17 protein-coding genes are annotated in these 23,446 nt (G+C 61.2%); 1 reads left to right on the top strand and 16 read right to left on the bottom strand.

The genetic code is table 11. The features are described 5' to 3' along the window. Positions 1-72: 72 nt before the first annotated feature. The 16 genes from ACOYW0_RS02105 to ACOYW0_RS02030 all read right to left on the bottom strand — a co-directional run bounded on the left by ACOYW0_RS02105 (position 73) and on the right by ACOYW0_RS02030 (position 17,836). Positions 73-903 carry a DUF4114 domain-containing protein gene (locus tag ACOYW0_RS02105; RefSeq protein WP_482416937.1) on the bottom strand — a complete coding sequence of 277 codons (831 nt, stop codon included), beginning with the start codon at positions 901-903 and terminating at the stop codon, positions 73-75. A 68-nt stretch (positions 904-971) separates the two neighbouring features. Further along, entirely contained in the window at positions 972-1,934 is a 963-nt protein-coding gene (locus ACOYW0_RS02100; RefSeq protein WP_482416936.1) for a glycosyltransferase family 2 protein, read from the bottom strand. 3 nt (positions 1,935-1,937) lie between these two features. Next, entirely contained in the window at positions 1,938-2,249 is a 312-nt protein-coding gene (locus ACOYW0_RS02095) for a hypothetical protein (protein WP_482416935.1), read from the bottom strand. After that, entirely contained in the window at positions 2,230-4,446 is a 2,217-nt protein-coding gene (locus tag ACOYW0_RS02090; protein ID WP_482416934.1) for a glycosyltransferase, read from the bottom strand. Before ACOYW0_RS02090 ends, ACOYW0_RS02095 begins: the two co-directional genes overlap by 20 nt. Next, positions 4,443-5,051 (bottom strand): acyltransferase, encoded by a 609-nt coding sequence (locus tag ACOYW0_RS02085; RefSeq protein ID WP_482416933.1) that lies wholly within the window; start codon positions 5,049-5,051, stop codon positions 4,443-4,445. The genes ACOYW0_RS02090 and ACOYW0_RS02085 overlap by 4 nt, the downstream gene beginning before the upstream one ends. Next, positions 5,036-6,616: a lipopolysaccharide biosynthesis protein gene (locus ACOYW0_RS02080; protein ID WP_482416932.1), complete on the bottom strand. Its 1,581-nt coding sequence runs from the start codon at positions 6,614-6,616 to the stop codon at positions 5,036-5,038. The genes ACOYW0_RS02085 and ACOYW0_RS02080 overlap by 16 nt, the downstream gene beginning before the upstream one ends. Further along, a complete protein-coding gene (locus ACOYW0_RS02075) occupies positions 6,613-7,803 on the bottom strand; it encodes a glycosyltransferase family 4 protein (RefSeq protein WP_482416931.1) in 1,191 nt (396 codons plus the stop codon). The genes ACOYW0_RS02080 and ACOYW0_RS02075 overlap by 4 nt, the downstream gene beginning before the upstream one ends. Continuing rightward, positions 7,800-8,384, bottom strand: a complete 585-nt coding sequence (locus tag ACOYW0_RS02070) for an acyltransferase (protein WP_482416930.1) — start codon at positions 8,382-8,384, stop codon at positions 7,800-7,802. Before ACOYW0_RS02070 ends, ACOYW0_RS02075 begins: the two co-directional genes overlap by 4 nt. Position 8,385: 1 nt before the next feature. Then, on the bottom strand, positions 8,386-10,557 hold the full coding sequence (locus ACOYW0_RS02065) for a GumC family protein (RefSeq protein WP_482416929.1): 2,172 nt from the start codon (positions 10,555-10,557) through the stop codon (positions 8,386-8,388). A gap of 45 nt (positions 10,558-10,602) precedes the next feature. Next, positions 10,603-11,643 carry an SLBB domain-containing protein gene (locus ACOYW0_RS02060; protein WP_482416928.1) on the bottom strand — a complete coding sequence of 347 codons (1,041 nt, stop codon included), beginning with the start codon at positions 11,641-11,643 and terminating at the stop codon, positions 10,603-10,605. Positions 11,644-11,689: 46 nt separating this feature from the next. Further along, positions 11,690-13,036 (bottom strand): O-antigen ligase family protein, encoded by a 1,347-nt coding sequence (locus ACOYW0_RS02055; protein ID WP_482416927.1) that lies wholly within the window; start codon positions 13,034-13,036, stop codon positions 11,690-11,692. 162 nt (positions 13,037-13,198) lie between these two features. Beyond that, on the bottom strand, positions 13,199-14,686 hold the full coding sequence (locus ACOYW0_RS02050) for a GlgC family sugar phosphate nucleotidyltransferase (RefSeq protein ID WP_482416926.1): 1,488 nt from the start codon (positions 14,684-14,686) through the stop codon (positions 13,199-13,201). A gap of 1 nt (position 14,687) precedes the next feature. Next, on the bottom strand, positions 14,688-15,428 hold the full coding sequence (locus ACOYW0_RS02045) for a sugar transferase (RefSeq protein WP_482416925.1): 741 nt from the start codon (positions 15,426-15,428) through the stop codon (positions 14,688-14,690). A 4-nt stretch (positions 15,429-15,432) separates the two neighbouring features. Next, on the bottom strand, positions 15,433-15,765 hold the full coding sequence (locus ACOYW0_RS02040; RefSeq protein ID WP_482416924.1) for an anti-sigma factor antagonist: 333 nt from the start codon (positions 15,763-15,765) through the stop codon (positions 15,433-15,435). Positions 15,766-15,899: 134 nt separating this feature from the next. After that, on the bottom strand, positions 15,900-17,423 hold the full coding sequence (locus ACOYW0_RS02035) for a formylglycine-generating enzyme family protein (RefSeq protein ID WP_482416923.1): 1,524 nt from the start codon (positions 17,421-17,423) through the stop codon (positions 15,900-15,902). Beyond that, positions 17,420-17,836 (bottom strand): ATP-binding protein, encoded by a 417-nt coding sequence (locus tag ACOYW0_RS02030; RefSeq protein WP_482416922.1) that lies wholly within the window; start codon positions 17,834-17,836, stop codon positions 17,420-17,422. Before ACOYW0_RS02030 ends, ACOYW0_RS02035 begins: the two co-directional genes overlap by 4 nt. A gap of 1,099 nt (positions 17,837-18,935) precedes the next feature. Here ACOYW0_RS02030 and ACOYW0_RS02025 point away from each other — a divergent pair. Further along, positions 18,936-23,144: an acyl-CoA dehydratase activase gene (locus ACOYW0_RS02025; protein ID WP_482416921.1), complete on the top strand. Its 4,209-nt coding sequence runs from the start codon at positions 18,936-18,938 to the stop codon at positions 23,142-23,144. Positions 23,145-23,446: the final 302 nt, after the last annotated feature.

Genomic DNA, 23,446 nt, shown 5'->3' with positions numbered 1-23,446 from the left:
GGGTGCCCGCCGTCCCTGGTCTCGCAAGAATTTACGGGACCGGCCATGCTGACGGCGTGCATCTGGTTGTGGTCAGGCGGCCTGCTTTTTCCGGTGGACGGTGAAGGCAATGATCAGGAATGAGGCCAGGGTCAGGAGTGTGGCGGGCTCCGGGACGGAGGCCAGGGCCGCCACGTTGGCCGCTCCGATGTCCACTGCAAAGAGCAGGTCGTTGAAGTCCCGGTCCCCGCCGCCGTAAAGGTCTTCAAATCCCACGAGGAGGTATGGGCTGGAGGGCATGGCGTAGGCCACCACGTGGTCGATGCCGTCGGGGTTGGTGGAGATATCCGTGGAGTAGGTCATGGTGCCGCCCCTGGCGCCATTGGCGATGAGGAAGAAATCAAGCTGGGTGTCGGCCTCAAGGGTTCCGATGTCCACGAAGTCCCCGGGGTACAAGGGGTACCAGCGGCTCCGTGATTGGGAATTTCCCGGGCCCGGGTCGTAGGAGGATACGCGGCTGGTGGCGTCGGGGAAGATGAGCTGAGGGTCCCCGGAGCTGATGCCGCTCCCCTGGGTATTGAAGCCCAGGGTGTTTTTGTACCCCGCCCCTTCCCCCACAAAGTAGACACGGGCTTCGGACTCGGTGCAGAGCTTGAGCTTGGATGGGTCCAGAGCGATGCTCGTGGTGTCGTTGATGGAGACGTTTTCTCCCAGGTTGGTGTTGATCCATGAGTTCATGGAGGGCAGGACATCGCTCTGGAAGAGGGCGGATGACTCATCGGAGGCCGCCCGCATGACGGGGCCCGCGATGTCGAGGCCGAAGGGCCGGGCAAAGGACTGGATGGGGGACTCCTTGGCCGGGCTTGGGGTGGGCAGGGCCAGCAGGAGCAGGCCCAGGATGGCGTAACGTGTCGTATGGTTCATGATGGTATCCTTAAAAACGTGTGTTTATGGGTTGGGTCGGGTAACGCTCAGGGAACCCGGATGTTTGTTTACGGTTTGGAAGGGGTTCTCAGGTGATTGAGGATCAGCTCCATGATGGCCGCTGCATCGGCTTTTTTCTGCGGCGACTCCCGTGTGGGAGAAAGGGTGTGTTTCAGGCGGATCAGTCCGTTCCAGAGGTATTCCACGGCCATGGCGGCCAAAAGACGCGTCCGGCCGTAGCATTTCTGGTAATACCTGCACTCGCTGGCGATGCGGATGGCAAGGCTCTGGCGCCCGTGGGTGGAGATGCGCCCGGGGGTCTTGAGGGTGCTCTGTCCCCCGATGTGGACCACCGAGGCGTGGGGGTAGAAGACGACGTCCCAGTAGGCCCTCTGGGCGGCCAGGCAGTAGTCGATCTCCTCAAAGTAGAGAAAGTAGCCGTCGTCCAGAAAGCCGATGGTCTCCATGGTTCGTCTGCGGATAAGGAAGAAGGCCCCCACCACCCAGCCCACTTTGCGGGGGGTGCTGTGGTCCCACCAGGTGTAGTCCACCTTGCCGAAAATGCGGGATGCGGGAAACCGCGCGGCAAGCCCTGAAATGTGGAAGAATTTGTTGATGGGGCCCGGCAGGCTCCGGGCCGAAGGTTGCAGGGTGCCGTCCGGGTTTGTGAGGCGGCATCCCAGGATTCCGGTGCGGGGGTTGGCGTCCATGTAGGCCAGGGTTTTTTCAAGGACGCCGTCTTCGATGAAGGCATCGGAGTTGAGCAGCAGGATGTAGCGTCCCGAGGCCCTTTTCATGCCCGGGTTGTTGCCCCCGGCAAAGCCCACGTTGACGGGCAGCCGGATGAGGGTGACCTCCGGGAATTCGGCTTCGATCATCTCCGGGGATCCGTCGGTGGAGGCGTTGTCCACCACGAAGACTTCGCGCCGGACCTCTCCGCCGTGGTCCCGCACGCAGGCCAGGCACTTCCGGGTCAGCTCACGGGTGTTGAAGGAGACGATGATGATGGACAGATCTGTTTTTTGTGCCATGGGTCACTCCAGGAGGTGGGCGTCGGTAAAGAGGTCGAGCCCCAGCAGGGTCTTGATGAGGTAGAGCAGAAAAAAGCTTCCTGAAAGAACCACACACAACAGCAGGATCAGGATGGCGGCGGCTGTGAGGTTCCCCCTGAGCCGTCCCTGCTCGGGAGACGCCCCGGGGACCGGCTCGCGCCCCATGAGAATCCCCAGGAAAAAGACCTCGCCGAAGAGCCTCAACGGCAGGATGAGCCGGAAGATGAGTTCACGCTCGGCGGGTGGGGCCGTCCCGGAGGGCTGCCTGTCCGCTTCAGGAGGGATGGTTCGCATCGGCGGTCTCCTGCTGGCCCACGGGGTCCGTCGGCATGAGGCCGCTGGGCTCCGGCAGCACCTCCAGGCGCCTGCCCAGCTTGAGGCGCTCCAGCTGCCAGGCCCTTAAGGAGGCCTTGAATCCGGGGTGGTTGTACTGACGGGTCCGTGTGACCCAGCCCTGGAGGTACCCGGCGATGATGAGAAGCCCGCCGATGACAAAGGGGCGTTCGATGACACGGTACAGCCCGGCAACGAGGATGTAGAGGGGGTGGGTGCCCATGAAGTACTGGCCCCAGCCCCAGCGCAGGCGGCCGTGGTAGATGCTCTTGTGGGACGATCCCATGATCCGGTGGTCGGTGATCCGTAGAATCGGGTTGTTGAAGCTGCGGGTGCGGTAGCCCTCCATGCGGCACCGGTGGAAGGTGATGCCGTCCCACATCACCTGGCGGGTAAACCCTCCGATGGCCTCGAAGCAGCTGCGGCTGAGGCACAGGACCCCGCCCAGGACGCTTTCGTCGGTGATGCGCTCTTCCACCATCCGGCCGTCCCCCAGGTCAAGGAACAGCTTTCCGCTGGCCGCCCCCAGGTAGGGATCCTGGCGGAAGCGGCTGAACAGGGTCTCAAAATAGGTGCGGCCGACGGTTAGGTCCCCGTCCATCTTGCAGATGAAGTCGTAGGAGGTGGCGGCGATGGCCGCATACCCGTCGTAGAAGGCCTCCACGACCCCGGCACCCACTTTTCTCTCCCCGCGGTTGGATCGCCTGACGTATCGGATAAAGGGGTGGGTTTTGGCCGCTTCCCGGATGATGTCGGCGGTGCTGTCCGTGGAGCCGTCGTCCACCAGGATGTATTCTGTTGGGGGAATGGTCTGGGACGCGACGCTGGCGATGGTGGCCGGAAGGTAAGCTTCTTCGTCGCGCACCGGTGAGACCACGATGTAGCGGGGCGGGTTGCCGATGGGCCTTTTTTGACGGGGAGGAAAGGGCCGTGGGAACGAGGCCCGGCGGATCAGACGTGCCAGGGCCGCCGTGTTTGCACCCTGGTGGAACTCCGCCTCCACCTTGCCCCGACCGTTTTCGGCAAGGCTCTTCCGCAGATCGGGGTGGGCCATCAGGAGCTTGAGGGATTCGGCCAGGTCATCCTCGTTGTCCGGTTCGCAGAGAAGGCCTGTGGTGCCGTCGTCGATGAGCTCCGGGATTCCTGAGATGGCCGTGGAGACCACCGGGACCCCGGAGGCCATGGCCTCCATGAGCACCACGGGGATGCCGTCCATGTCTCCCTGATCGTCCCGCCTGCAGGGGAGCACAAAGGCGTCGAGGGCGGTCAGCCAGCCCGGCACCTCTGTATGGGGCAGGGCCCCCTTGAAGGTGACCTCTGCGGAGAGGCCCAGGTCCAGCACCCGTTGCTGGAGAGCTTCCTTCATGGGGCCGTGGCCTGCCATCTCCAGGTGAAAGGCGATTCCCTGCCGCTTGAGGATGGCGCAGGCCTTGATGAGCTGGTGGAACCCTTTTTTTTCCACCATACGGCCGATGCTGCCCAAAAGGGGTGGCGTGGCCAGTTCCTTGGGGGGCCTGGCCTCAAAGAGAGAGGGATCGACCCCGCAGCGCATGACGTGGATGGCCTCTTCCGGTGCTCCCCGAGATATGAGGTAGCGCAGGTTGAACTCGGAGATGGTGGCGGCAAAGGCGGCCCGCCTGACTTTTTCCTTCAGCAGCCAGGCCCGTTCAAAAAGGTCGTTGGCGTGGGCCGTGAAGCTGAAGGGGACCCCGCCCATGATCGAAGCGTACATGGCCAGGTCCGTGGGGATGTGGGCAAAGTGGGTGTGCAGGTGCTCACATCGGTTGGCATCGAGGATGTCGGCCAGGTGAGAGGCCCTTGCCCAGCGGTAACAGAGCCCGGCTGCGGTGCGTGAGAAGGGCCCCACCCGCACCAGGTCCCGTACCAGGATGTTGATGGATTTGGCGTACCTCACGGGTCGGGTTGCCACCCGCTTGAGGTGGGACCAGAACAGGGAAAACCCTGATTGATCGTAAAGGTAGCAGGTGACGCGGCCCAGTCGCTCCGCCTCACGGCCGGTGGCCGGGGACGTGGGGCGGTGCACCGAGATGGGCAACACGGAAAACCCCTGGGTCTCCATCTCCAGAAGTTCTCCGGTAACAAAGGTGGCCGACAGGGCAGGAATTTCCGGGGCCAGGTATGCGATTTTGTCTTTCATGGGGACCCTTTTTGCCTTTCCCGGAGCACGGTGGCCGGAGCCCCGGCTGCCAGGGTGTGAGGGGGGATATCTTTGGTGACCACGCTGTTGGCGCCGATGATGGCGCCGTCGCCGATGGTGACTCCGGGCAGGATGCAGCACCCTCGGCCGATCCAGACGTCCCTGCCGATGGTGATGGGCGTTGCGGTGTGGGGTTGCAGGCGCATGGGGGTGCCCATCTCCGTGCCGTGGTTGGCATCGCGGATGGACGTAAACTCGCCGATGATGGCAAAGGTGCCGATGCGGACCTGGGCATAGCTGGCGAGGGTGGTACCCCGGTTGATGCGGACGTTGTCTTCCAGGATGATTTTTCCCGTCTCTTCGGTGGTGAACTCGCACTCCCTGCCGATGCGGCACCCTTTGCCCAGGGCGATGCGTCCGGTACCGATGACGCGGACGGGCCCGTCGCACTGAGTGGAGGGGTCGGTGCCGGGAAGACGAGCCATGAACCGGGCCGTGTAGAGGTGGCGGGGCAGGGCGAGGCTTGCCGGAGACACGAAGCGGATCAGTCGGCTGAGCACGCCCAGGGAGATGTTTCTGAGATGTTGCTTTATGGGGGACTCCATAGTCGGCTCCACAACGGGATCATGGGTTTTGGGGGCGTGATGTCTGCCAGTTTGGCTTTTTCTTCCGGGGTCAACAGGCGGTGGCGCGTCAGAAGCAGCAACAGCACGGCCAGGAGCAGGTGGACACAGCCGAAGAGGGCCAGGAGAAAGAGGCCGGACCACCGGGAGAATGCCCCGGAAGCCCAGATATTTTGGCAGAGAAGCAGGCCTGGCAGTCCCGCTGCAAAGATGACCAGCACCGGGGGCACTGTCTGGCCGATGAAGGTTTTCCAGGGGATTTCAAACAGCCGGTTGGCCACGAACAAAAAGTAGATGGAGCCTGTGGCCTGGGCCAGGGTGTAGGACCAGGCTGCGCCTTCCAGGCCCGCCAGGTGGATGAACACCGGGGTGAGGGCAAGGAGCATGGCGGCGGAGATGGCCATGTACCGGATCTCGTAGCCGGGGAGTCCCATGCCCCGGACGCAGGCGGTGCCGGAGCCTGTGAAGAGGTTGATAAGGGTCCCCAGGGCCAGGATCTGCATCACCCGCGCCGGGCCGTCATACCCCGGCCCCACCCACACCTCGATGATCTGGGGGGCGAAAAAGATGAGAAAGGCGTAGGGCAGGGCCGAAAGCAGCATGATGTAACGGGTGGCCCGCAGGTACATGCCCCGGAGCTTTCTGTGGAGCCCGCTCCCCTCCAGATGAGAGGCCGCGGGCATGAGGGTCCCGGCCACGGCCGACGGGAGCATCATGCCGATGTTGGGGAGCTTTCGCCCGATCTCGTAGAGGCCCGCAGGGCCGAGGTGAAGCATCCGCGTGATAAAGATGCGGTCCACCGAATTGATGAGAAGGGAGAGAAGGCCCAGAAGGCTCATCTTACCGCCGAAATTGCCGAAGGCCTTGAGGGCTTCGAGGCGGAGGTGCCGAAATCGCACAGAGAGAAAAGGAAACACCCGGTGGGCGAAGAAAATGGTGGAAATGATGATGAGCCCGAAGCGGATACCATAGGCCCAGAGCAGGGAAAAGACCCCCATGCCCAGGCGGAAAAAAAGGAGCAGGAGGATGAGCTCCACCATCGAGGCGACCAGGTGGATTTTCCGGACCAGGGCAATCCTCTGTTCGCCCTCCAGCACGCACTGGTACCCGGCCAGGCTGAAGTTGAGGACGAAGATGGCTGCGGTTCCCACAAAGAGCCGGTGGGCCGTGCGGCTGAGCTCCGGGTTAATGCCGAGGACGGGGATGAGGAAGGGGAGGGCGGGCAGAAAGAGGAGAAACAGGAGGAGCCCCACCCCCAGCATGGAGACGATGCCCGTGGAGAGGAGCTGGTTGACCTTGTGGTCTTCCCCTCGGGACCGGTAATCGGCGGCATACCGGATGTAGGTGTTGTTAAAGCCGAAGGCAGTTAAGGCCAGGTAGGAGAGCACCACAAAGCAGTAGGCCCAGAGCCCGTACTCCTCGATGGTGATGTAGGAGAGAATAAGCGGTGTCAGGACAAGGCGGCTCCCCAGGTACCAGACGTTGTAGATGATGGTGAACAACGAGTTTCGGGAGACGGTCCTGGCGATGTTTTCTTTGTCGTTCATGGCTTGGGCAGGATCCGTGAGATTTCTGTTGCCATGGTGTTTCCCCAGACCTCCCAGTTGAGGCGTTCTTCATAGCGCCGCCTGCTTTCTGTGTTCAGGCGCATGTAGGTGGAAGGGTCCAGGGCCGTCTCCCGGATCAGGCGGGAAAAGTCGGTGCCGCCTGCCGCCGGGGGCAGAAGGTGCCCGTTGACCCCGTTTTCCACGATGGTGCCCACGCCCCCCACATCCGTGGCGTAAACGGGCAATCCGTAGGCGGCGGCCTCGCAGAAGACCACACCGTAGCATTCGGCCCGGGTGGGGAGCAGCAAGAGGTGGGAACGGCTCAGCACCTCCTCGAAGCGGGCCCTTTGCTCCGGGATGTTTTTGTTGAGGTACGGGATCACGGTCATGCGTTCGTGGCGGAAGGGGGCCGGGGGCACGGTGCCGCAGACCGTGAGCCGGGCGTCCACGCCGTGTTCGAGGAGGTCCTGCAGGGTATGAAAGGCGATCTCCCCTCCTTTTCGTTCCCACTCCTTGGCCAGGAAGAGAAGTTCGAGGCGATCTTTGATGTGCCTGCCGAGGCAGGCTTCCCTTACGGGCGAGGTGTCCAGGTTGGCGCCGAAGGGGATGACCCGCACCTTGTTCGGGTCCGCGGCGTAGGAGTGCATGGCCGACCGTGCGGCCCAGTGGGACGGATAGACCAGCAGGTCGGCCCGGTCGATGACAGCCTGTTCAAACCGGTGTTCCGTGACAGCGGCTTTCCCCATGGACGAAAAAATGGGGTAGACCTCCTGCATGAGGGCAAAGGTGGCATCGGAGATGTAGACCAGGGGGATGTCGCTTTCGATGTGGGCGGCCTCCACGCTGGCCGCAGGGGCCAGGAGCAGGTCGAACTCTTCCCGGTCCAGGCGCCGGTCGATGCGCCTGCCGAAGTACTGGGACGCCTTGACGGTGCGCTCCGGGTAAGTCCGGAGGCCGGTGACGTGGCGGCGGATGGCGGCCAGCCTTTTTTTTATGCGCTGATGGGGCACGGCCAGGGGGCCGAGCCAGGTCAGGGAGTGAGCAAGGGGCTCCAGGGCCTTGACGATGAAGTAGGTGGAGCCGGACCAGGTGCGCCGGTCCCGAGGATCTCCGGGGCTGACCACGGCGATGCGGAGCCGGGCAGGGGCCTGGCGCAGGTCCTGGCCTGGCTGCGGGGAATGGGTCATTGGGGCGCCTCGTCATCGGTGAAGAAATGGGCCACACGGGCTTTGCGGAGTGCGGCCTCACGGTGCGGGTCATAGATGTGGGGGCCTTCCCCGGCAAGGAGGGAAGACCAGGGCAGGGACTCGGTGGCCGCGTGGATCCGGTCCCGATAGCTTTGCGTGGTGCAGATTCGGCGGGCAGGGTTCCCCGCCCAGACCTCCCCGTCGGGGATGTCCCGGGTGATAACGGAGCCCGCCCCGACAATGACGTCGCTGCCCACGGTGATGCCGGGAAGCACGGTGGTGCGGTTGCCGAGAAACACGTGGTCCCCGATGGTGATGGGGGCCACACGGTCCAGGTGGGAGGCATCCCGGGCGTTGAGCATGATCACCGAGGCGTCATGGCAGAGGAGCTGGCAGCCGTCGGTGATCCAGACGTTGTCGCCGATGGCGGTGAGGTAGCCGTCCGGCAGCCCTGCGTTTTTGGCGATGAAACAGCTTGATCCCTGGCGCCTCAGCACCCCCTTCTCTTTGAGGTACCGGGCGTAGGGAAAGCCGCTTGGGATGAAAAACCGAAGGCGGATTTTTTCGATGAGGGTCTTCACGTTATCCCGTCCCCTGAAACGAGGTTTTTACCTGGCGGTAGTAGTTGTCCATGGCCTCCCGGTAGTACCGGCCCCGTTGGAAACTGACACGGTTCAGGACCACGGAGATGGCCTTGACCTCCAGGCGGTCGAGGGTATGAACGGCCCGTGCGAGCTCTTTTTCCACCACGGAGCCGGACTCCACCACCAGGATGGTGACATCCGAGATGTGGGTGAGGAACCGGGCGTCCGTGGAGAGCCACAATGGGGAGGAGTCCAGGAGGATGTAATCGTAATCGCACCGAAGGCTCTCGATCATGGGAGCCATGCCGATCTCCTGGAAGATGCTTTTGTCTGTGCCCGGCCAGCTGCCGAAGGGGAGGATGTGGAAGGGAAAATCGCTGTCGGTGATGATGGCGTCCTGCAAATCGCAGCGGCCCTCCAGAACGTCCCACAGCCCCAGGGTGTCTTCGGGAAAGAGGTCCCGACTCACGGGGCTCCAGACGTTGAGGTCCACGAAGATCTTGTTCTTGGCCATGCCGGGCAGGGCAGTGAGGGTGTTGAGGAGAAAGGTGGAGACCCCCTGTTTGCCGTTGAGGGAGAGGCCGTTGTAGACCCGGGATTTGTGCTCGGTGTTCTCCTTGGCGATGGAGAAGGCGATCTCCTTGAACTGTTCGGAAATTCGTGAAAATGGTGTGTCCAGGCACATTCTGTGGCGATCCTCTGCCGCCCCCTGGTCCTGGGCGGCGTCCATGATGTGACCGGTGGGGGGAAAACCCAAAACCCGCTGGATGTCCTGGATGCTTCGAAGGTTCGGGTCGATTTTGTCTTTGGTCACGGCATAGCCGATGCCGGCAAAAAAGCTGAGAAGGACCACCACCACGGCCATCTTGACCCGTTTGCCCGTATCGGGCTTTTCCGGGGATTTGGCCCGGGTAAGGATGCTGGCCCGGCCCGGTGAGCGGGACTCCACTTCGATCTGGTCGATGCGCTCTTCGATGCGGAGCAGGGCGTCCTGAAGACGGTCGATTTCCCGCCTGAGGGTGGACGCTTTCATCATCTGGGTGTTGACGTCCGTGGCCTTGTGCTCGGCGGCGGTGAGTTCCTCGATGAGCCGCTGTTCAGCGCTCAGGGCCGAGGCAAAGAGCATCTCCTCTTCCAGGATTTTTTTTCGCTGGTCGGAGAGGAGCTTGCCCCGGATGACCTTTTCCCCCACCTCTCCGGCCCGTCTGAGGAGGTTCTCCTGGACCTCGTAGAGCCGGGTGAGGTTCTCTTCGTATTCTTTTCTGTCCGGGTGGTTTTCGTTGACCCCGGACAGGGTCAGGCGCATGTCCTGGAGCTTTCGGGAGAGCTGGATGCGGTTGTCCCGGGTGGCCCAGTCCTTTTCCACCCAGTCGTCCACATCTGCCGAGATGTCCAGCTGCTGGAGCTTGACCATCTGATTCCCCAGCTCCCTAAGCCGGGTCTGGGTCTCGATGCGCCGCGTCTTGGCCTTCACCAGCTGCTGGGTAAGGTCCACCACGGCCTGGAGGTAGACGTAGATGTTCTTCTCATCGGTGATCCCCACGGCATACTTGGCCGAGATGCTCTCCAGTACAGCGTATTTTTCCGCCAGGACCTTCTCCTGCTCTTCGCGTCGTCCTTTGAGGAACCCCAGCCTGGAGCCGTCCTTGTTGAACCGTTCCAGCCGGGTGTGTTCGATGTAGGCCGCTGAGACGGCGTTGAGGATCTCGGCAAGCCCACGTCCCCTCCGGCTGAACATGGACAGGGAGAAAAGCTGTGTGTCCCGGAGCTGCTTGATGGCCAGGCGCATGGCAAGGCGGTCCACGGCCTGCTGCATGGTTTCATCCGGGAATTTCCAGTTTGTGCCCGTCTCTTCCACCTCTTCGATGGCCATGGAGAGGACGGCGTAGCTTTTGACGATGTTGATCTGGGTCCGCACATAATCGTCGTAATAAGGGGTGATGGAGGCCTCTTCCTTGCCGTAGAGGATCTTGGGGATCACCGGTTCGATTTTCAGGACCGCCTCGCTGTAATAAACGGGCTTGACCTTGAGCCAGACCGCCGGAACGCCCAGGGCCAGGATGCTCAGGGCGATAAGGCACACCATGGGCAGGTGGTTGAGGAGGCTCCCAACCGGATCGATGGGCTTGGCGGGAAAGGCCGGGACAGATTTGTTTTCCGGTGTTTCCATGGCAGGGGCGGTCTCGATGGGTGTCGTGGGGCATGGGACGTGGGGTCAGTCTGTCAAGGTGTCGTGGATGATGGTACCGCTGATGAAGGTGCGCAGGAATGGGTCGATCTGGCGCAGGTAATAGTTGAAAGTGGCTATTCCTTTTCTCGGGATATAGATGATGTCGTTGTCCAGGAGCAGGAAGTTGTCGCTCAGGTTGCCCGTGGCCAGCATCATGTCCATGTCGATGGTTTTGACTCCCTCCTGCCCTTCCATCTCCCGGATGAGACGGATTTCGTCGGTCTGGCCATCCTCGGTGGGGCCGCCCGCCAGGTTGATGGCATCCAATATGGAGAGGCCTGTGGTCTGGATCTGGTAGGAACCGGGGTTCTCTACTTCCCCCATGACAAAGACCGCGGCGTCCATGGACTCCGGAATATAGATGATGTCGTTGTTGGCCAGGCTGATGTTGAGTTTGAGGTTGGCCCGCTGCAGGAGCTTCAACAGGTCGATCCAGATGATCTGGTTTTTGCCGCGGACAATGTAGCATTTGGAGAGAAAGATGGTTTTATCCCGGGTGGGAAGGCCCCCTGCCATGGCCAGGGCTTCCAGGAGGGTGGCCTGGCCGCTGAAATGAATGACCCCCGGATTTGCAACCCTTCCGAGAACATAGACCCGGTTGTTCATGTACTTGATGATCTTTACCGTGGCGATGGGCTCTTCGTAGAACTCCCGGTAGAGATCCGTGATGATGGTGGAGGCTTTTTTTCGGTTCATGCCTCCGATTTTGAACTCCCCCAGCATGGGCAGGGTGATGTTGCCGTAGGGCCCCACCACGTGTTCCCCGGAGAGCTTGGGGCGGTTCCAGACGTCCACGGTGAGCAGGTCCCCGGAGCCGATGATGTACTCATGGGTGAGGTTGGCCTCGTGGAGCCGGATCACCTCGGGGTCGGCAAAGGGGATCTCTGTGCGGAAGCTGCTGCGGGAAAAGGGGGTGTCGTCGGGGATTTCCAACGGCTTGGGGCCGCAGGCGCAGATCGAGACAAGGAGCATTGCTGCGGCCAGGAGAGCGCGGTTTGCGGAAGGGCGGCGAGGAGCCTGGGGCATAGGGGGACCTTTCGGGACAGGTTCGATGGACGGCGGGGCCCTTGAGTCAGATGATGCGGGCAAAACCGAAGCGGGCTGGCACCGGCTCTTCGGCTTCCGATGCTGTTTCCCGGGGCCGGGTGAGGATCAGGATCTGGCCGATGCCGGCCAGCATGTAGAGGTACTGGACGCTCTGGGCGCCGGAATAGACGGTGGCCTGGGAGAAGATCGCACAGACCCAGCCGGCGATGAGGCACCAGCCCAGGCGCCCCCAGGGGTCGTCCCAGGCTGTTTTCTGGGCGTAGAGGATCATGCGGATCAGCATGCCGAAAAGAAAGACGAGGTAGAAGAAGAGGGCGATGACCCCTGAGGCCAGTGCCACGCCCAGGTATTCGGCGTCGATGGATTTCATCCCCTTCACCGACGGCACGGAGAAGCGGCCCCAACCGGCGTAGGGGCGCTCCATGACCACCTCGCTGTAGGCCTGCCACATCTCCTTTCGGTAGGCCACGTTCCTTTGTGCCTCGGTGGTGGCCGTGGCTCGGGTGACGGCGATGTAGTCGATGAACTTCGGCACGATGACCATCAAAAGGATCGCCCCGACGATGGAGACCACCGTGAGGATGGCGGCGCGGTTTTTGTTCCAGCCGTAGTAGATGACGGCAAGGCCCAGGAGAAATCCGATGATGGGGGCCCGGGAGATGGAGACGAAAATGCCAAGGATATTGAGCCCCACGATGATCTGGCCTTTGCGGCGGGTGGGGTAGTGGCCCTGGTTGTAGCACCAGATGGCCAAGGGAGCGATGAGGGCGAAGACATAGCCGGCCACAATGGGGTGGGAGAAGGGCCCCAGGGCCCGTTTGAAGCCCCACCGGCTCATGACCATGCCGGTGTCCCAGACCACGTAGGTGGGCCAGAGGCGCCGTAAATGCTCGTCGAAATGGTTGACGAACATGCGGAATTCGATGGCGTTCAAAAAGGCCACCACAGCCCCCACCACGGTCATGGCCCGGATCAGGGAGACAAGGGCTTTCCGGTCCACGGAGAAGCTCCGTACCAGCATGTAGGGAACACAGATCCCCATGAGGTTGTTGAAGAGGATCTTCTGGGAGATCTTGTAGGTGCTGTTACTCCACTGGGCAAAGAAGATGGCGAAAACGTAGGCAAAGATAAACAGGTCCATCCAGTGATAATCGTACCCGTCGAATCCCTTCATGGCCCAGGCTGCCAGGATGGGTACCAGGGCTGCGGACCAGAAGTAAAGCTCGGGCACCCCGCTGACCACCTTGACGTTAAAATAGGCGGGGAAGAAGGTGAGGGCCGGAAGGAACGAGAGGATGAAGACCTCCCGGGGCGAGCGGGAAGCAAGGAGAATGGCGCTGACGATCAGGGGAAAGAGGACGGTTTTATCCATGGGCCTTAGGTAAAGAAGGAAAATCAGGTAATAGGTAATGGGGAAAGCAGGTAACAGGGACGGCAGGTGATAGGGAAAACAGGAAATAGGAAAAACAGGCGATGGGGGAACAGGGGGATAGAGAATCGGGAGAGGTGAAGGGGAATGGGGAGATGTGCAGGGTCAGGAAGAGCCGGGGCGTGGGATGACGCCCAGGAGCTGGCCTGCGTATTTGAGCAGGAGTTTTGCGTCGTAGAAAAGGCCTGAGGAGACGGTGTAGACCGTTTCGGCGGCGTAGAGTTCGTCTTCATCGGGATAAGGCCCGAAGTGGAGCATGGCCTCGGTGACGAGGCCCCCTTTGCCCGTGAGGGTGATCTGGCGCCAGTCTTCGGGCAGGGACCGGATGGCGTCGGTGCTTCGTGGTCCTATGCCCACCAGGCGCATGCGGCCTCCGGCCACGTGAATGAGGCCGGGGAGAAAGACAAGGAAGAAGTGCCACCACCGGGCCTCCCAGGTGGCGGGGTCCGGTCCCTGGGCCTCGCAGGTGGCAAAGGCAAAGGTGTGCCAGTGGGTTTCGTCGGCCAGTGCGGGGAGGCTCACCACGTCCCGGTGCGGTCGGCAGGGACCTTTCCTGGACAGGGTAAGGATCATCAGTGTGATGAGGAGCAGGGGCGCGAAGAGCACCAGCAGCAGGAGGCCCGCCAGCCGGGATCCCAGCCTGGCGAGGCGGTGCCGGAGTTCGTTTTCGGCCAGGTTGCCGATGATAAAGGCATCGGTGACGGTGAGTTCCGAGCCGATGGAGGTGTTGACCAGGCAGTTCTTGTCCACCACGGAGTCTTCCAGTGAGAGCTCCTTGCCGATGTAGCTCATGGGCAGGACCACGGAATCTTGGATGCGCGTTTTTTCGTCCACCACGCACCCTTTGGCCAGGACCGCGTAGGGACCGATCTCCGCCAGTCTGCCGATGCGACACCCCTCGTCCAGATAGACCGGTGGGGTAATGCGGGCCGTGGGGTGGATTCCCACATCCCGGGAGAGCCAGACACTGTCCTCCACCTCCCGGGCGTCGTGCATGAGGTAGGGCACGCCTTTGTCCAGAAGGGTTTGGGTGGCCCCAAGGAGCGTGGCCGGGTCCCGGACCGTCAGCACGGAGGCAAGGGACTCTTCCCTGGCCCCTGCATTGAGCAGGGCCGCTTCAAGGGCGGCGGCATCGCTGGGGACCTCCATGTCCATACCGAAGCCGCTTGGGAACACAGCCCAGCCGGACCACTGCATGTCGGTTCCCTCTCCGTGGATGAGGACCAGGGGGGCGTCTTCGGCTTCGGGCAGCGTCTCCACCAGCGGAAGAACCTCGCCGCAGGCCAGGATGAGGGGGGCTTTCCGGGCTGAGGCCAGGGCATCGACCAAGGGGCGGTACGGGTGCTCCGGATCCCGCACGAGGTGGTACCGGAACCGGCACCCCCAACGCTCCCCTGTGCCGAAAAATGCCTCCACCTTTTCAGGGCGGTGGCTCAGGACAAACTCGATTTCCGTGGCACCCCATCGCACCAGGGATTCCACCCCGTGCTGGAGGAAGGGCCGGTCAAGAAGGGGAAGCATGGCCGCGCCGAATCGCTCCGAGAGCACAGGGGCATGGTCTACCCCGCGCGTGGCGATGACAATGGCCTTCATCTCAGTACGCCCCCCGCCCGAAGAGGACCGCGGGGATGGTTTTGAGCAGGATCTTCAGGTCGGTTGCGATGCTGCGGCTTTCAATGTACTGGAGGTCCAGTTCCACCTGGCGGTGGAAGGGGATGTCTCCACGACCACTCACAGCCCAGATGCTGGTGAGGCCCGGGGTGACGTCCAGGCGCCGCCTGTCGGCAAGGGTGTAGAGGGCGACCTCCCGGGGCAACGGCGGCCTGGGCCCCACAAGGGACATCTCTCCTTTGAGGACGCACCAGAGCTGGGGAAGCTCATCAATGCTGAACTTTCGGATGATCCTGCCGATGCCGGTGACTCTGGGGTCTTTTTTCATTTTGAAGGTGATGCTCTCCTCGTGATCGCTTTGGTCCAGAATCGCATCCTTGGCGGTCTCTGCGTCCACCACCATGGATCGAAACTTGGGGAAGGGGAACTCCCGCCCCCATTTGCCCACCCGTTTCTGCCAGTAGAGCACCGGCCCGTTGTCCGTGAGCCGGATGGCCGCGGTCACTGCAAGGAAAAGGGGGGAAAGCAGGATGAGGGCGGAAAGGGCGGCCAGGATATCGAAGCCGCGCTTGATGGCCCTGGCCCCACCGGTGACGGTCACCCAGGCGTATTTCTTCCGGGCAAAACGCAGGCGCATGCGAAGGGTCCCTTTGCCGTAAAGGCCGTAGAGTTCCTCGATGAGTTCGGTTCGCCGACGGCCGTCGTTGTCCGGGGAGGCGAGCATGGGTTTACGCCTGTCTGATGGCTTCGTCGCGGTTCTCAAAGATGTCGATGATCCGGTGGATACGCACCAGCTCGAAGACGGCGCGTACCTGTTTCTGGAGGCCGCACACCTTGAGGTCTCCGTCATTGGCGTTGAGCTGGCGCAGGCAGGAGAGGATGGACCCGCACCCGGAGCTGTCCAGGAACCGGACGGTCTCGAGGTTGAGGACAAGGGTGGAACCCGGGGTGATCAGGGGGGTGATGGCTTCCCTGAATTCACGGGTGTTCCCGGCGTCCAGGGAGTCTGCCAGGATGTCCACCACAACGACGTCGTTGATGGGTTCGGAATGGATCTTCATGGGGCCCTTCTTTGTTGTGTGAAAGATGATTCTTGTTTGTAACTATTCAGTCCAAAATTGCCTCCGGCGGCCCTGCCGGGGGGCAAACGTGCGGAGCTTTTTTCCAAAAAAGTGACCCGCGGGAGGCAACTGAATCATTCCTCTTGTTTATCCATCACCAGCCGGAAACCGATGCCGGCGTTGCGGTTGCACTCGGTGACGAAGAGGCGGTTGGCGGAGCGGCAGTCCCGGTCGTCACTGCTCCAGCTTCCCCCCCGGATGACCTTACGGTCTCCCATGGACGGTCCCTGCGGGTCGATGCGGGGCTGGTCGCCGTAGGGGCCTTCCCAGTCCATGCACCACTCCCAGATGTTGCCGTGCATGTCGTAGAGGCCCCAGCTGTTCTTTGCCTTCAGGCCCACCATGTGGAGACGGGTTCCGGAGTTGCCGATGTGCCAGCCCATGTGGTCCATGTTGGTGTCGTAGGCACAGGCAAGCTCCAGCAGGGGGCCGTTGGCAAAGGCCTCCGGGCTTCCCGCCCTGCAGGCGTATTCCCACTCCGCCTCCGTGGGGAGCCGGTAAAATCCTTCTGCCTCCTCCATGGCGTTGAGTCGCCGGATAAATTCCATGACGTCTGTCCAGCAGACGCGGTTCACCGGGCAGTTGGCCCCGCACTCCTTGTAGTAGGAGGGGTTGTGCTCCATGAGGGCATCCCACTGGCCCTGGGTTACCTCTGTGGTCTGCATGTAGAAGCCCCGGGTCAGGGTCACCTGGTTCTGTGTTTCGTCAGGGTCCCGTCCCGGTTCATCTGTGGGGCTACCCATGATGAAGGTGCCCGGGGGGATCCAGGCGAACTCCATGCCGAGGAGAGTGCCGGTGCCAGATTCCGTGGGGGCGAGCTCTGCGGTGTCGGCACGTACGGCGGTGTCCGGGGCGTTCTGGGATGCCTGGGACAGTGGGGGGGCGGACACTGCAGGCTCCCGGGGGGACGGTTTTGCATAAAAGGCGATGAGTCGGGTGTGCTGGTGGCGCCTGTGAATGGCCGGGCTCCCGGTTTCCGGGCTGTGGGCCTCCCCCGTGCCGTATATTTCGTAAAACCCGTGGGGGGTGTTTACAAGGTAGTGGTCGATAAAGCGTTTGGGAAAGTGGGCACGCCTGGCGGAGAGGGCCAGGTTCTCCTTCGCTTCCCCCGGCGTCGAGGCCCTGCCGATGCTGATGAAAAGAATGGAGCGGCCTTTGCTCTCCCGGGCCAGGTAGTCCAGAAATCGTATCAGGCGCCTGTGCTGGAGGCTGTTTTCGGCAAAGCTGTCGGCGCCGGTGTCGTAAAAGAGGGTCAACTCTCCGGTGCCCTGGTGCTTGGCCGTTTTTTCGATGTGTCCGAGGATCCGCTGGGCAACCATGAGGTTTTCCCGGATGAGGCGCTTGACCTCCTTTTGTTTTGCGGCGTCTTCCAGGGTTGCCAGGTGCTCCATGGCGCTGTTGTGATGGTTGCACAAAAGGGTGGCCAGCTTCCGGGCCTGGGCCTCGGAGGCATGACCCAGAAAAGTCCCGTCCGGCATGTCGATAGCCTCAAGGATCTCCTCGTCCGAAAGGGGGCGGTCGGTGTCGGCCCCCGGGCACTCCGGAGCGCAGAGAAACATCAGGAGACACAGGACAAGGGCCTTTGGGCGACGGGTCATGGCAGAAAGATGCAGAGGGTTGTGCGGTTTCCCTCCGCGCTTGGGAGATATCGAAACTCATCCACCACCTCGGAGACGATGAAGAGCCCGAATCCTCCTTCCTGGGAGCCGTCGAAGAGGGGGGCCGGGACCTGTTCCGGGTCAAAGGGGGCACCGTGGTCAAAGAAGCTGACACAGATGCGGTCCGGGCCCACCTGTGCCCGGATGACGATGGTGTGGCCGGGGGCTCCCTTGTAGGCATGCCGGATGATGTTGGCCGCCACCTCGTTGGCAGCCAGCTCCATGCGGTTGACGGGGTCGTCGGCGATGCCGGCGAAGACGTCTCTCAGAAAGCGGCGCACGTCGGAAAGGACGTTCAGGTCGCTGGTGACGTCAAGGCATTGTTCGTTGATGTTGGGTCCCGGTCCGGGCATCGCATTTTATGTCCGTGGCGTATGGGCTGATGGGTGAATGTCTGGGGCGCTGTGCAAGGATGACTGCGTCTGTGCGCAGGCATGATCAATGACTATAGCTCCGCCCTTTGCTTTACACAAGGGGGGCGTTACCCCTGGGAAAAGCCGGAAAACCTGGAGGCCAGGTAGACATAGGCGGTCTTTCAACGGTGTTGGAATGCATCGTGTTTATGTGCGTAACGGGGCCTTGCCGAAAAGGGAAACTGACCGGAGAGCAAAGGGCAAAGGAACATTGATTACCAACGCATCATGAAAAGAGGACGTGGGGTTGCCGTGGGTGAAAGGGGCGATGTTTACTCTGTTTCTTCGGGCAACGGATATGAAGGCATTTCAGAATGGATGATGATGAGTTGATAAACGAATGTCTCTATATTACTGGCAATTTCTCCATAAATCAACCTTTCGGTGTGGTTCGTCAAGCCATTGTTCGTTGGTGATGGGGCGGCACCTTCATGGGACTGTCCGATGATTTTACGTATCCCTGCCTGGAAACATACCTCCAAAGGCAGGGATTCGGTTTTTTCTGTTGGGCGATTGCACCGGCTGGGATTTCCGGTAAAATTGAAATGTTGTCTCTGGGGCGGCTCCTGCGGGCGGGTTCTGATTGGGCCATGGGGACTGATAAGAGCTTGTGCAGGTACGTGTCGGAGTGTAGAATACGTATTCTAAAAGTGGTACGTATTCTCTCGTACGGCCCATGATCCTATTTTTTACGGGGCGCCCTTTGTTGCGGCCGTCACACCACCGGCGGCGTCGGCAGCAGATGATTTCAGAGACTCCAGGGCTCACACACGAACACACAAGCACCCCCTCCTTTATCTCCATGCAGGGTTTTCCTCTGTCCGTTTTGCTGTCTCCTTGCGATACCCGAAGCGGCAGGAGAAGAGAATCCTTCCTTAACAAAGGGGTGGTCGAGCCCTGAATCCGGATATTTCGCCAGAAAGCGATCAATCTAACGTCGTATGACGTTACTCCAATGAAGGTTGCTGAGACATATCCGGTTTTAACGTTCCCTTTCCCGTTGGAACAGAACGAACCATTCATGCTGGGGACCACACATATGACACTGAACATTCTTGGATTGGATATCGGATCCGTATCGGCCACCGCCGTTGAGATGACTCCCGACAGGCAGATTGTGAAAAAAGTCAGCCTGCAGCACAAAGGTGAGATGACATCGGCAGTGGAGACCCTTCTGCAGGCCTTTTCAGAAAGCCGCATTGGCGCGGTGGCAGCCACAGATACCACCCCATCCCTGATCAAGGCCAATCGACGGTTTGACGGGCGCATCAGCCTGATCCATGCGGCAAAGCAGCTTCATCCCGAAGCACGAAACGTGCTGTCCGTGGGGGGCGAGCAGTTTGCCCTGATCCGCTTTGACGACAAGGGCAATTACGTGGACACCCGTGGCAATACGTCCTGTGCCGCGGGTACGGGGAGTTTTCTGGATCAGCAGGCAGGCCGCCTCAATCTTTCCGGTATTGAAGAGCTCTCCCGCATCGCCGAAGAGAGCAACGGAGAGTTTCCCGAGATCGCCTCCCGGTGCGCTGTGTTCGCCAAGACCGACCTTATCCATGCCCAGCAGGAGGGGTACTCCCTTGCCGAGATCTGTGACGGCCTCTGCCATGGCCTGGCCAAAAATATCGCCGATACCGTGTTTGCCTCACGGGAGCAAAAAGACCCCGTGCTTTTTGTGGGGGGCGTGGCCCTGAACCGCGCGGTGACCGGTCATCTGGAGTCCATTGCCGGGGTGCCCTTTGTTACCGATGAGATGGCCCTTTACTATGGCGCCGTGGGTGCTGCCCTGGAGTTTCTGGCCGGTGGGGCCATTGCCTGCGACGCCGAGCCCATTGCCATCCCCGGGGGCGTGCAGCAGCAGGAGTCCTTTGTGAAGGAGTATCACTACCCGCCCCTGGAACTGCACCTGTCGGATTATCCCGACTTTTCAAGCGTTTCAAGCTACGATCTGCCCTTTGAGCATGACGGCCTCAAGAGCTTTGTGGAGGTGGATGTCTACGAGACGCCGACGGAGAAAACCCTGCCCGCATTCCTGGGCATCGACATCGGTTCCACCAGCACCAAGGCGGTGGTGGTGGACGAGGCAAAACAGGTGGTGGCCGGGTTTTATACGCGCACCTCAGGCCGCCCTGTGGATGCGGTTTCAGGCATCTTTGAGGCGGTGGAAGAAGTAGAGAAAAAGCTCGGGGTCGCCTTTGACTGGAAGGGGGCTGGCACCACGGGCTCGGGCCGCAAGTTTATCGGGCGCATCGTGGGGGCGGACCTGGCCCTGGATGAGATCACCGCCCATGCCCGGGCCGCTTGCGAGCTCAACCCCGAGGTGGACACCATCATCGAGATCGGGGGCCAGGACGCCAAGTTCACCACCCTGAAAAACGGGATGGTCACCTCTTCGGTAATGAACAACGTCTGCGCGGCAGGTACCGGCAGCTTCATCGAGGAGCAGGCCCTGAAACTGGGGTGCGATGTGCGGTCCTACTCCCGTCGGACCCTGGGGGTTCGCGCCCCCATGAGCAGCGACCGCTGCACGGTCTTCATGGAGCGGGACATCAACCACTACCTGGCCTGCGGGTTTTCCGTGGACGAGGTGCTGGCCTCGGCCCTGCATTCCGTGCGTGAAAATTACCTCATCAAGGTGGCGGAAGAGGGGCGCATCGGCGAGGTGATCTTTTTCCAGGGTGCCACGGCCAAGAACAAAGCCCTGGTGGCGGCCTTTGAGCAGCGCCTGAACAAGAAGATCCTGGTGTCCAAGTTCTGTCATCTTACCGGGGCCCTGGGCACGGCCCTGACTCTTCTGGACGAAGGGGCGCCTGCCACAACCTTCCGAGGCACGGGGCTCCACAAAGAGCATATTGCCGTCACCTCCGAGGTGTGCTCCCTCTGCAACAACAAGTGCAAGATCACCGTGGCCGATGTGGCCGGGGAGAAGGTGGCCTACGGATTCCTCTGCGGCCGCGATTACGAGTCCACCTCCTTTGTGAGCAGCAACAAAGCAGGGTTTGACCTGCTCAAGGCCCGCAAAAAACTCCTTCGGGTGGAGCCGCCCACCTCGTATCGCCACGCCGAAGTCGTGGGCATCCCGGCAGCCCTTCACCTGCGCGAAGACCTGCCTTTCTGGAAACGCTTTTTCTCCCTGCTCTCCATCCGCACGGTGACCAGCGAAGGGTTCAAGGCGGCGGTCAAGGAGGGGAAAAACCTCACCGGCGCCGAATTCTGTGCGCCCATGACGGCCCTGCACGGGCATGTGTCCCACCTGGTGGACAAGGCGGATTTTATTTTCCTGCCCTACTACATCGAGAACAAGAACCCGGAAAAGGGCGGGCGGCGCCAGTACTGCTACTACACCCAGTTCTCTCCGGCCGTGCTTTCGGCCTCGGCCCTGGGGGGCAAAGCCCAGCTGCTGACCCCCACGTTGAAGTACCTCTATTCGGGGTTCCATACCCGGTACCGGCTCTACCGGATGCTCAAGCAGGTGACAAAACAGCCCGTGAGTTTTTTTGAGGTATCCACCGCGTACAACAAGGCCACCGAGTTCATGAAGGAGGCCAGGAAAAATCTGAAAGGGCTCTACGAAAAAGAGTTTGAACCCCGGGAGAACCTCTCGGTGGTGCTCCTCGGTCGGCCCTATACGGTGCTGTCCCGCCAGGCCAACAACCGGATCCCCGATATCTTTGCCGAGCGCGGCGTGAAGTCCTTTTACCAGGACATGCTGCCCAAGGGAGACCCGGTCAAAATTCGCCCCATGCTTGACGAACTGCACTGGAACTACGCGGCCAAGATCCTGGAGGCCGCGGAGACCGCCGCAGGGATCCCCGGTATCTACCCGGTATTCGTCACCTCCTTCAAGTGCGCCCCGGACTCCTTTATCATCGATGCCTTTAAAAAGGTGATGGAGGCCAACAACAAGCCGTACCTGATCCTGGAGCTGGACGAGCACGACTCCAGCGTGGGGTATGAAACCCGCATCGAGGCGGCCATCCGCTCCTTTAAGAACCACTACACCCAGGCCCACAGGGACGGCTCCGGAGATTACTCCGTGGTGAACCCGGACCTGACCAAGGAGATGCGAAACAAGAACGTGGTGATCCCCAACTGGGACGCCATCACCTGCCGCCTCCTGGCCGAGAACTTAAGGCGGGAAGGGTACACCACCTACCTCATCGAGGAGACCCCGGCCACTATCCAGCAGAGCCTGAAGTTCAACACGGGCCAGTGCATCCCGGTGAACGCCATCGCCCAGGGGTTCATCGAGTGCATGGAGCAGAACCGGCTCAACCCGGCCGACACCGTGCTCTGGATGTCCCATTCGGAGCTGGCCTGCAACATCAAGCTCTACCCCCACTTCATCAAGAGCCATCTCAAGGCCCATGGCGGGGGCATGGAAGAGGCCGGCGTGTTTGTGGGAGAGCTCTCCTTCATCGACATCTCCATCCGTGCGGGGGTGAACACCTATTTTGCCTATCTGTTCGGGGGGCTTTTGCGGAAGATGATCTGCAGGGTCCGGCCCTACGAGGCGGCTCCTGGCGCCACGGACAAGGTGGCCGAGCGGTCCATGGAGATCCTCTGCGACGCCATGGCCGGATACCGCACCAAGGAGAGCGCCGTCATCCAGGTGACCGAGCTTTTCGAAGGCATCGAGACCCGAAAGGAAGAGCGCATCAAGGTGGCCATCTTCGGGGACCTTTACGTGCGGGACAACAAGGTGATGAACCAGGACCTGATCCGGGTCATCGAAGACCACGGCGGCGAGGCCATCACCACCCCGTACAACGAGTACGCCAAGATGATCGCGGAAAAGTATTTCAGGAAGTGGTTTGCCGAGGGCAAATACATGAGCCTTATTTCCTACAAGCCCCTTCTGGCGGCCATGAACACCCTGGAACGGCGATACCTCAGGTATTTTGAGCGGGTGCTGCCGGACGTGCACCACACCTACACCGACGACCCGGAGAAGATCTTGGCCCGGTACAACCTCTCCATGGAGAACACCGGAGAGTCCATGGACAACATCCTCAAAGTCCATTACATCAAGAAGCACTACCCGGACGTGGGCCTCTTTGTCCAGACCAGCCCGGCCTTCTGCTGTGCCTCCCTGGTCACCGAGTCCATGACCGAGACCATCGAAGCGGTCACCGGCGTGCCCGTGGTCTGCGTGACCTACGACGGCACCGGCGGCAACAAGAACCGCCAGATCATTCCCTACCTGAAGTACCCGAGGAAAGCTGAAAATACCCGGCGGGCCAGCGCCTGATATCCTGAAAACAAAAAGGCCGCCGTGTGTCCCTGGCGGGATATACGGCGGCCTTTCGCTTTAACGCGTGCCGACGGTGCCGGCAATGTGAGGCAGGGTGCGCTTGCGCACCGCAGAGACATCGTAACGGTCATGAAAATCCATGTACGGGTTGGGCTTTCACGCAGTATAGGCAAGGCAAAAGACGTTGGTTTTCCGAGCAAATGGTGCGCGAGCACACCCTACAAACGTCACAACACGACCAGTCAACGTCATCCCTGCAGTCTGTGTTCTATTGGGCTCAATTTTAAGACGTTTTTTTC

This window comes from Desulfoluna sp. HI9BLuna, from assembly GCF_056829775.1.
This window is presented reverse-complemented; position numbering and strand designations above follow the sequence as displayed.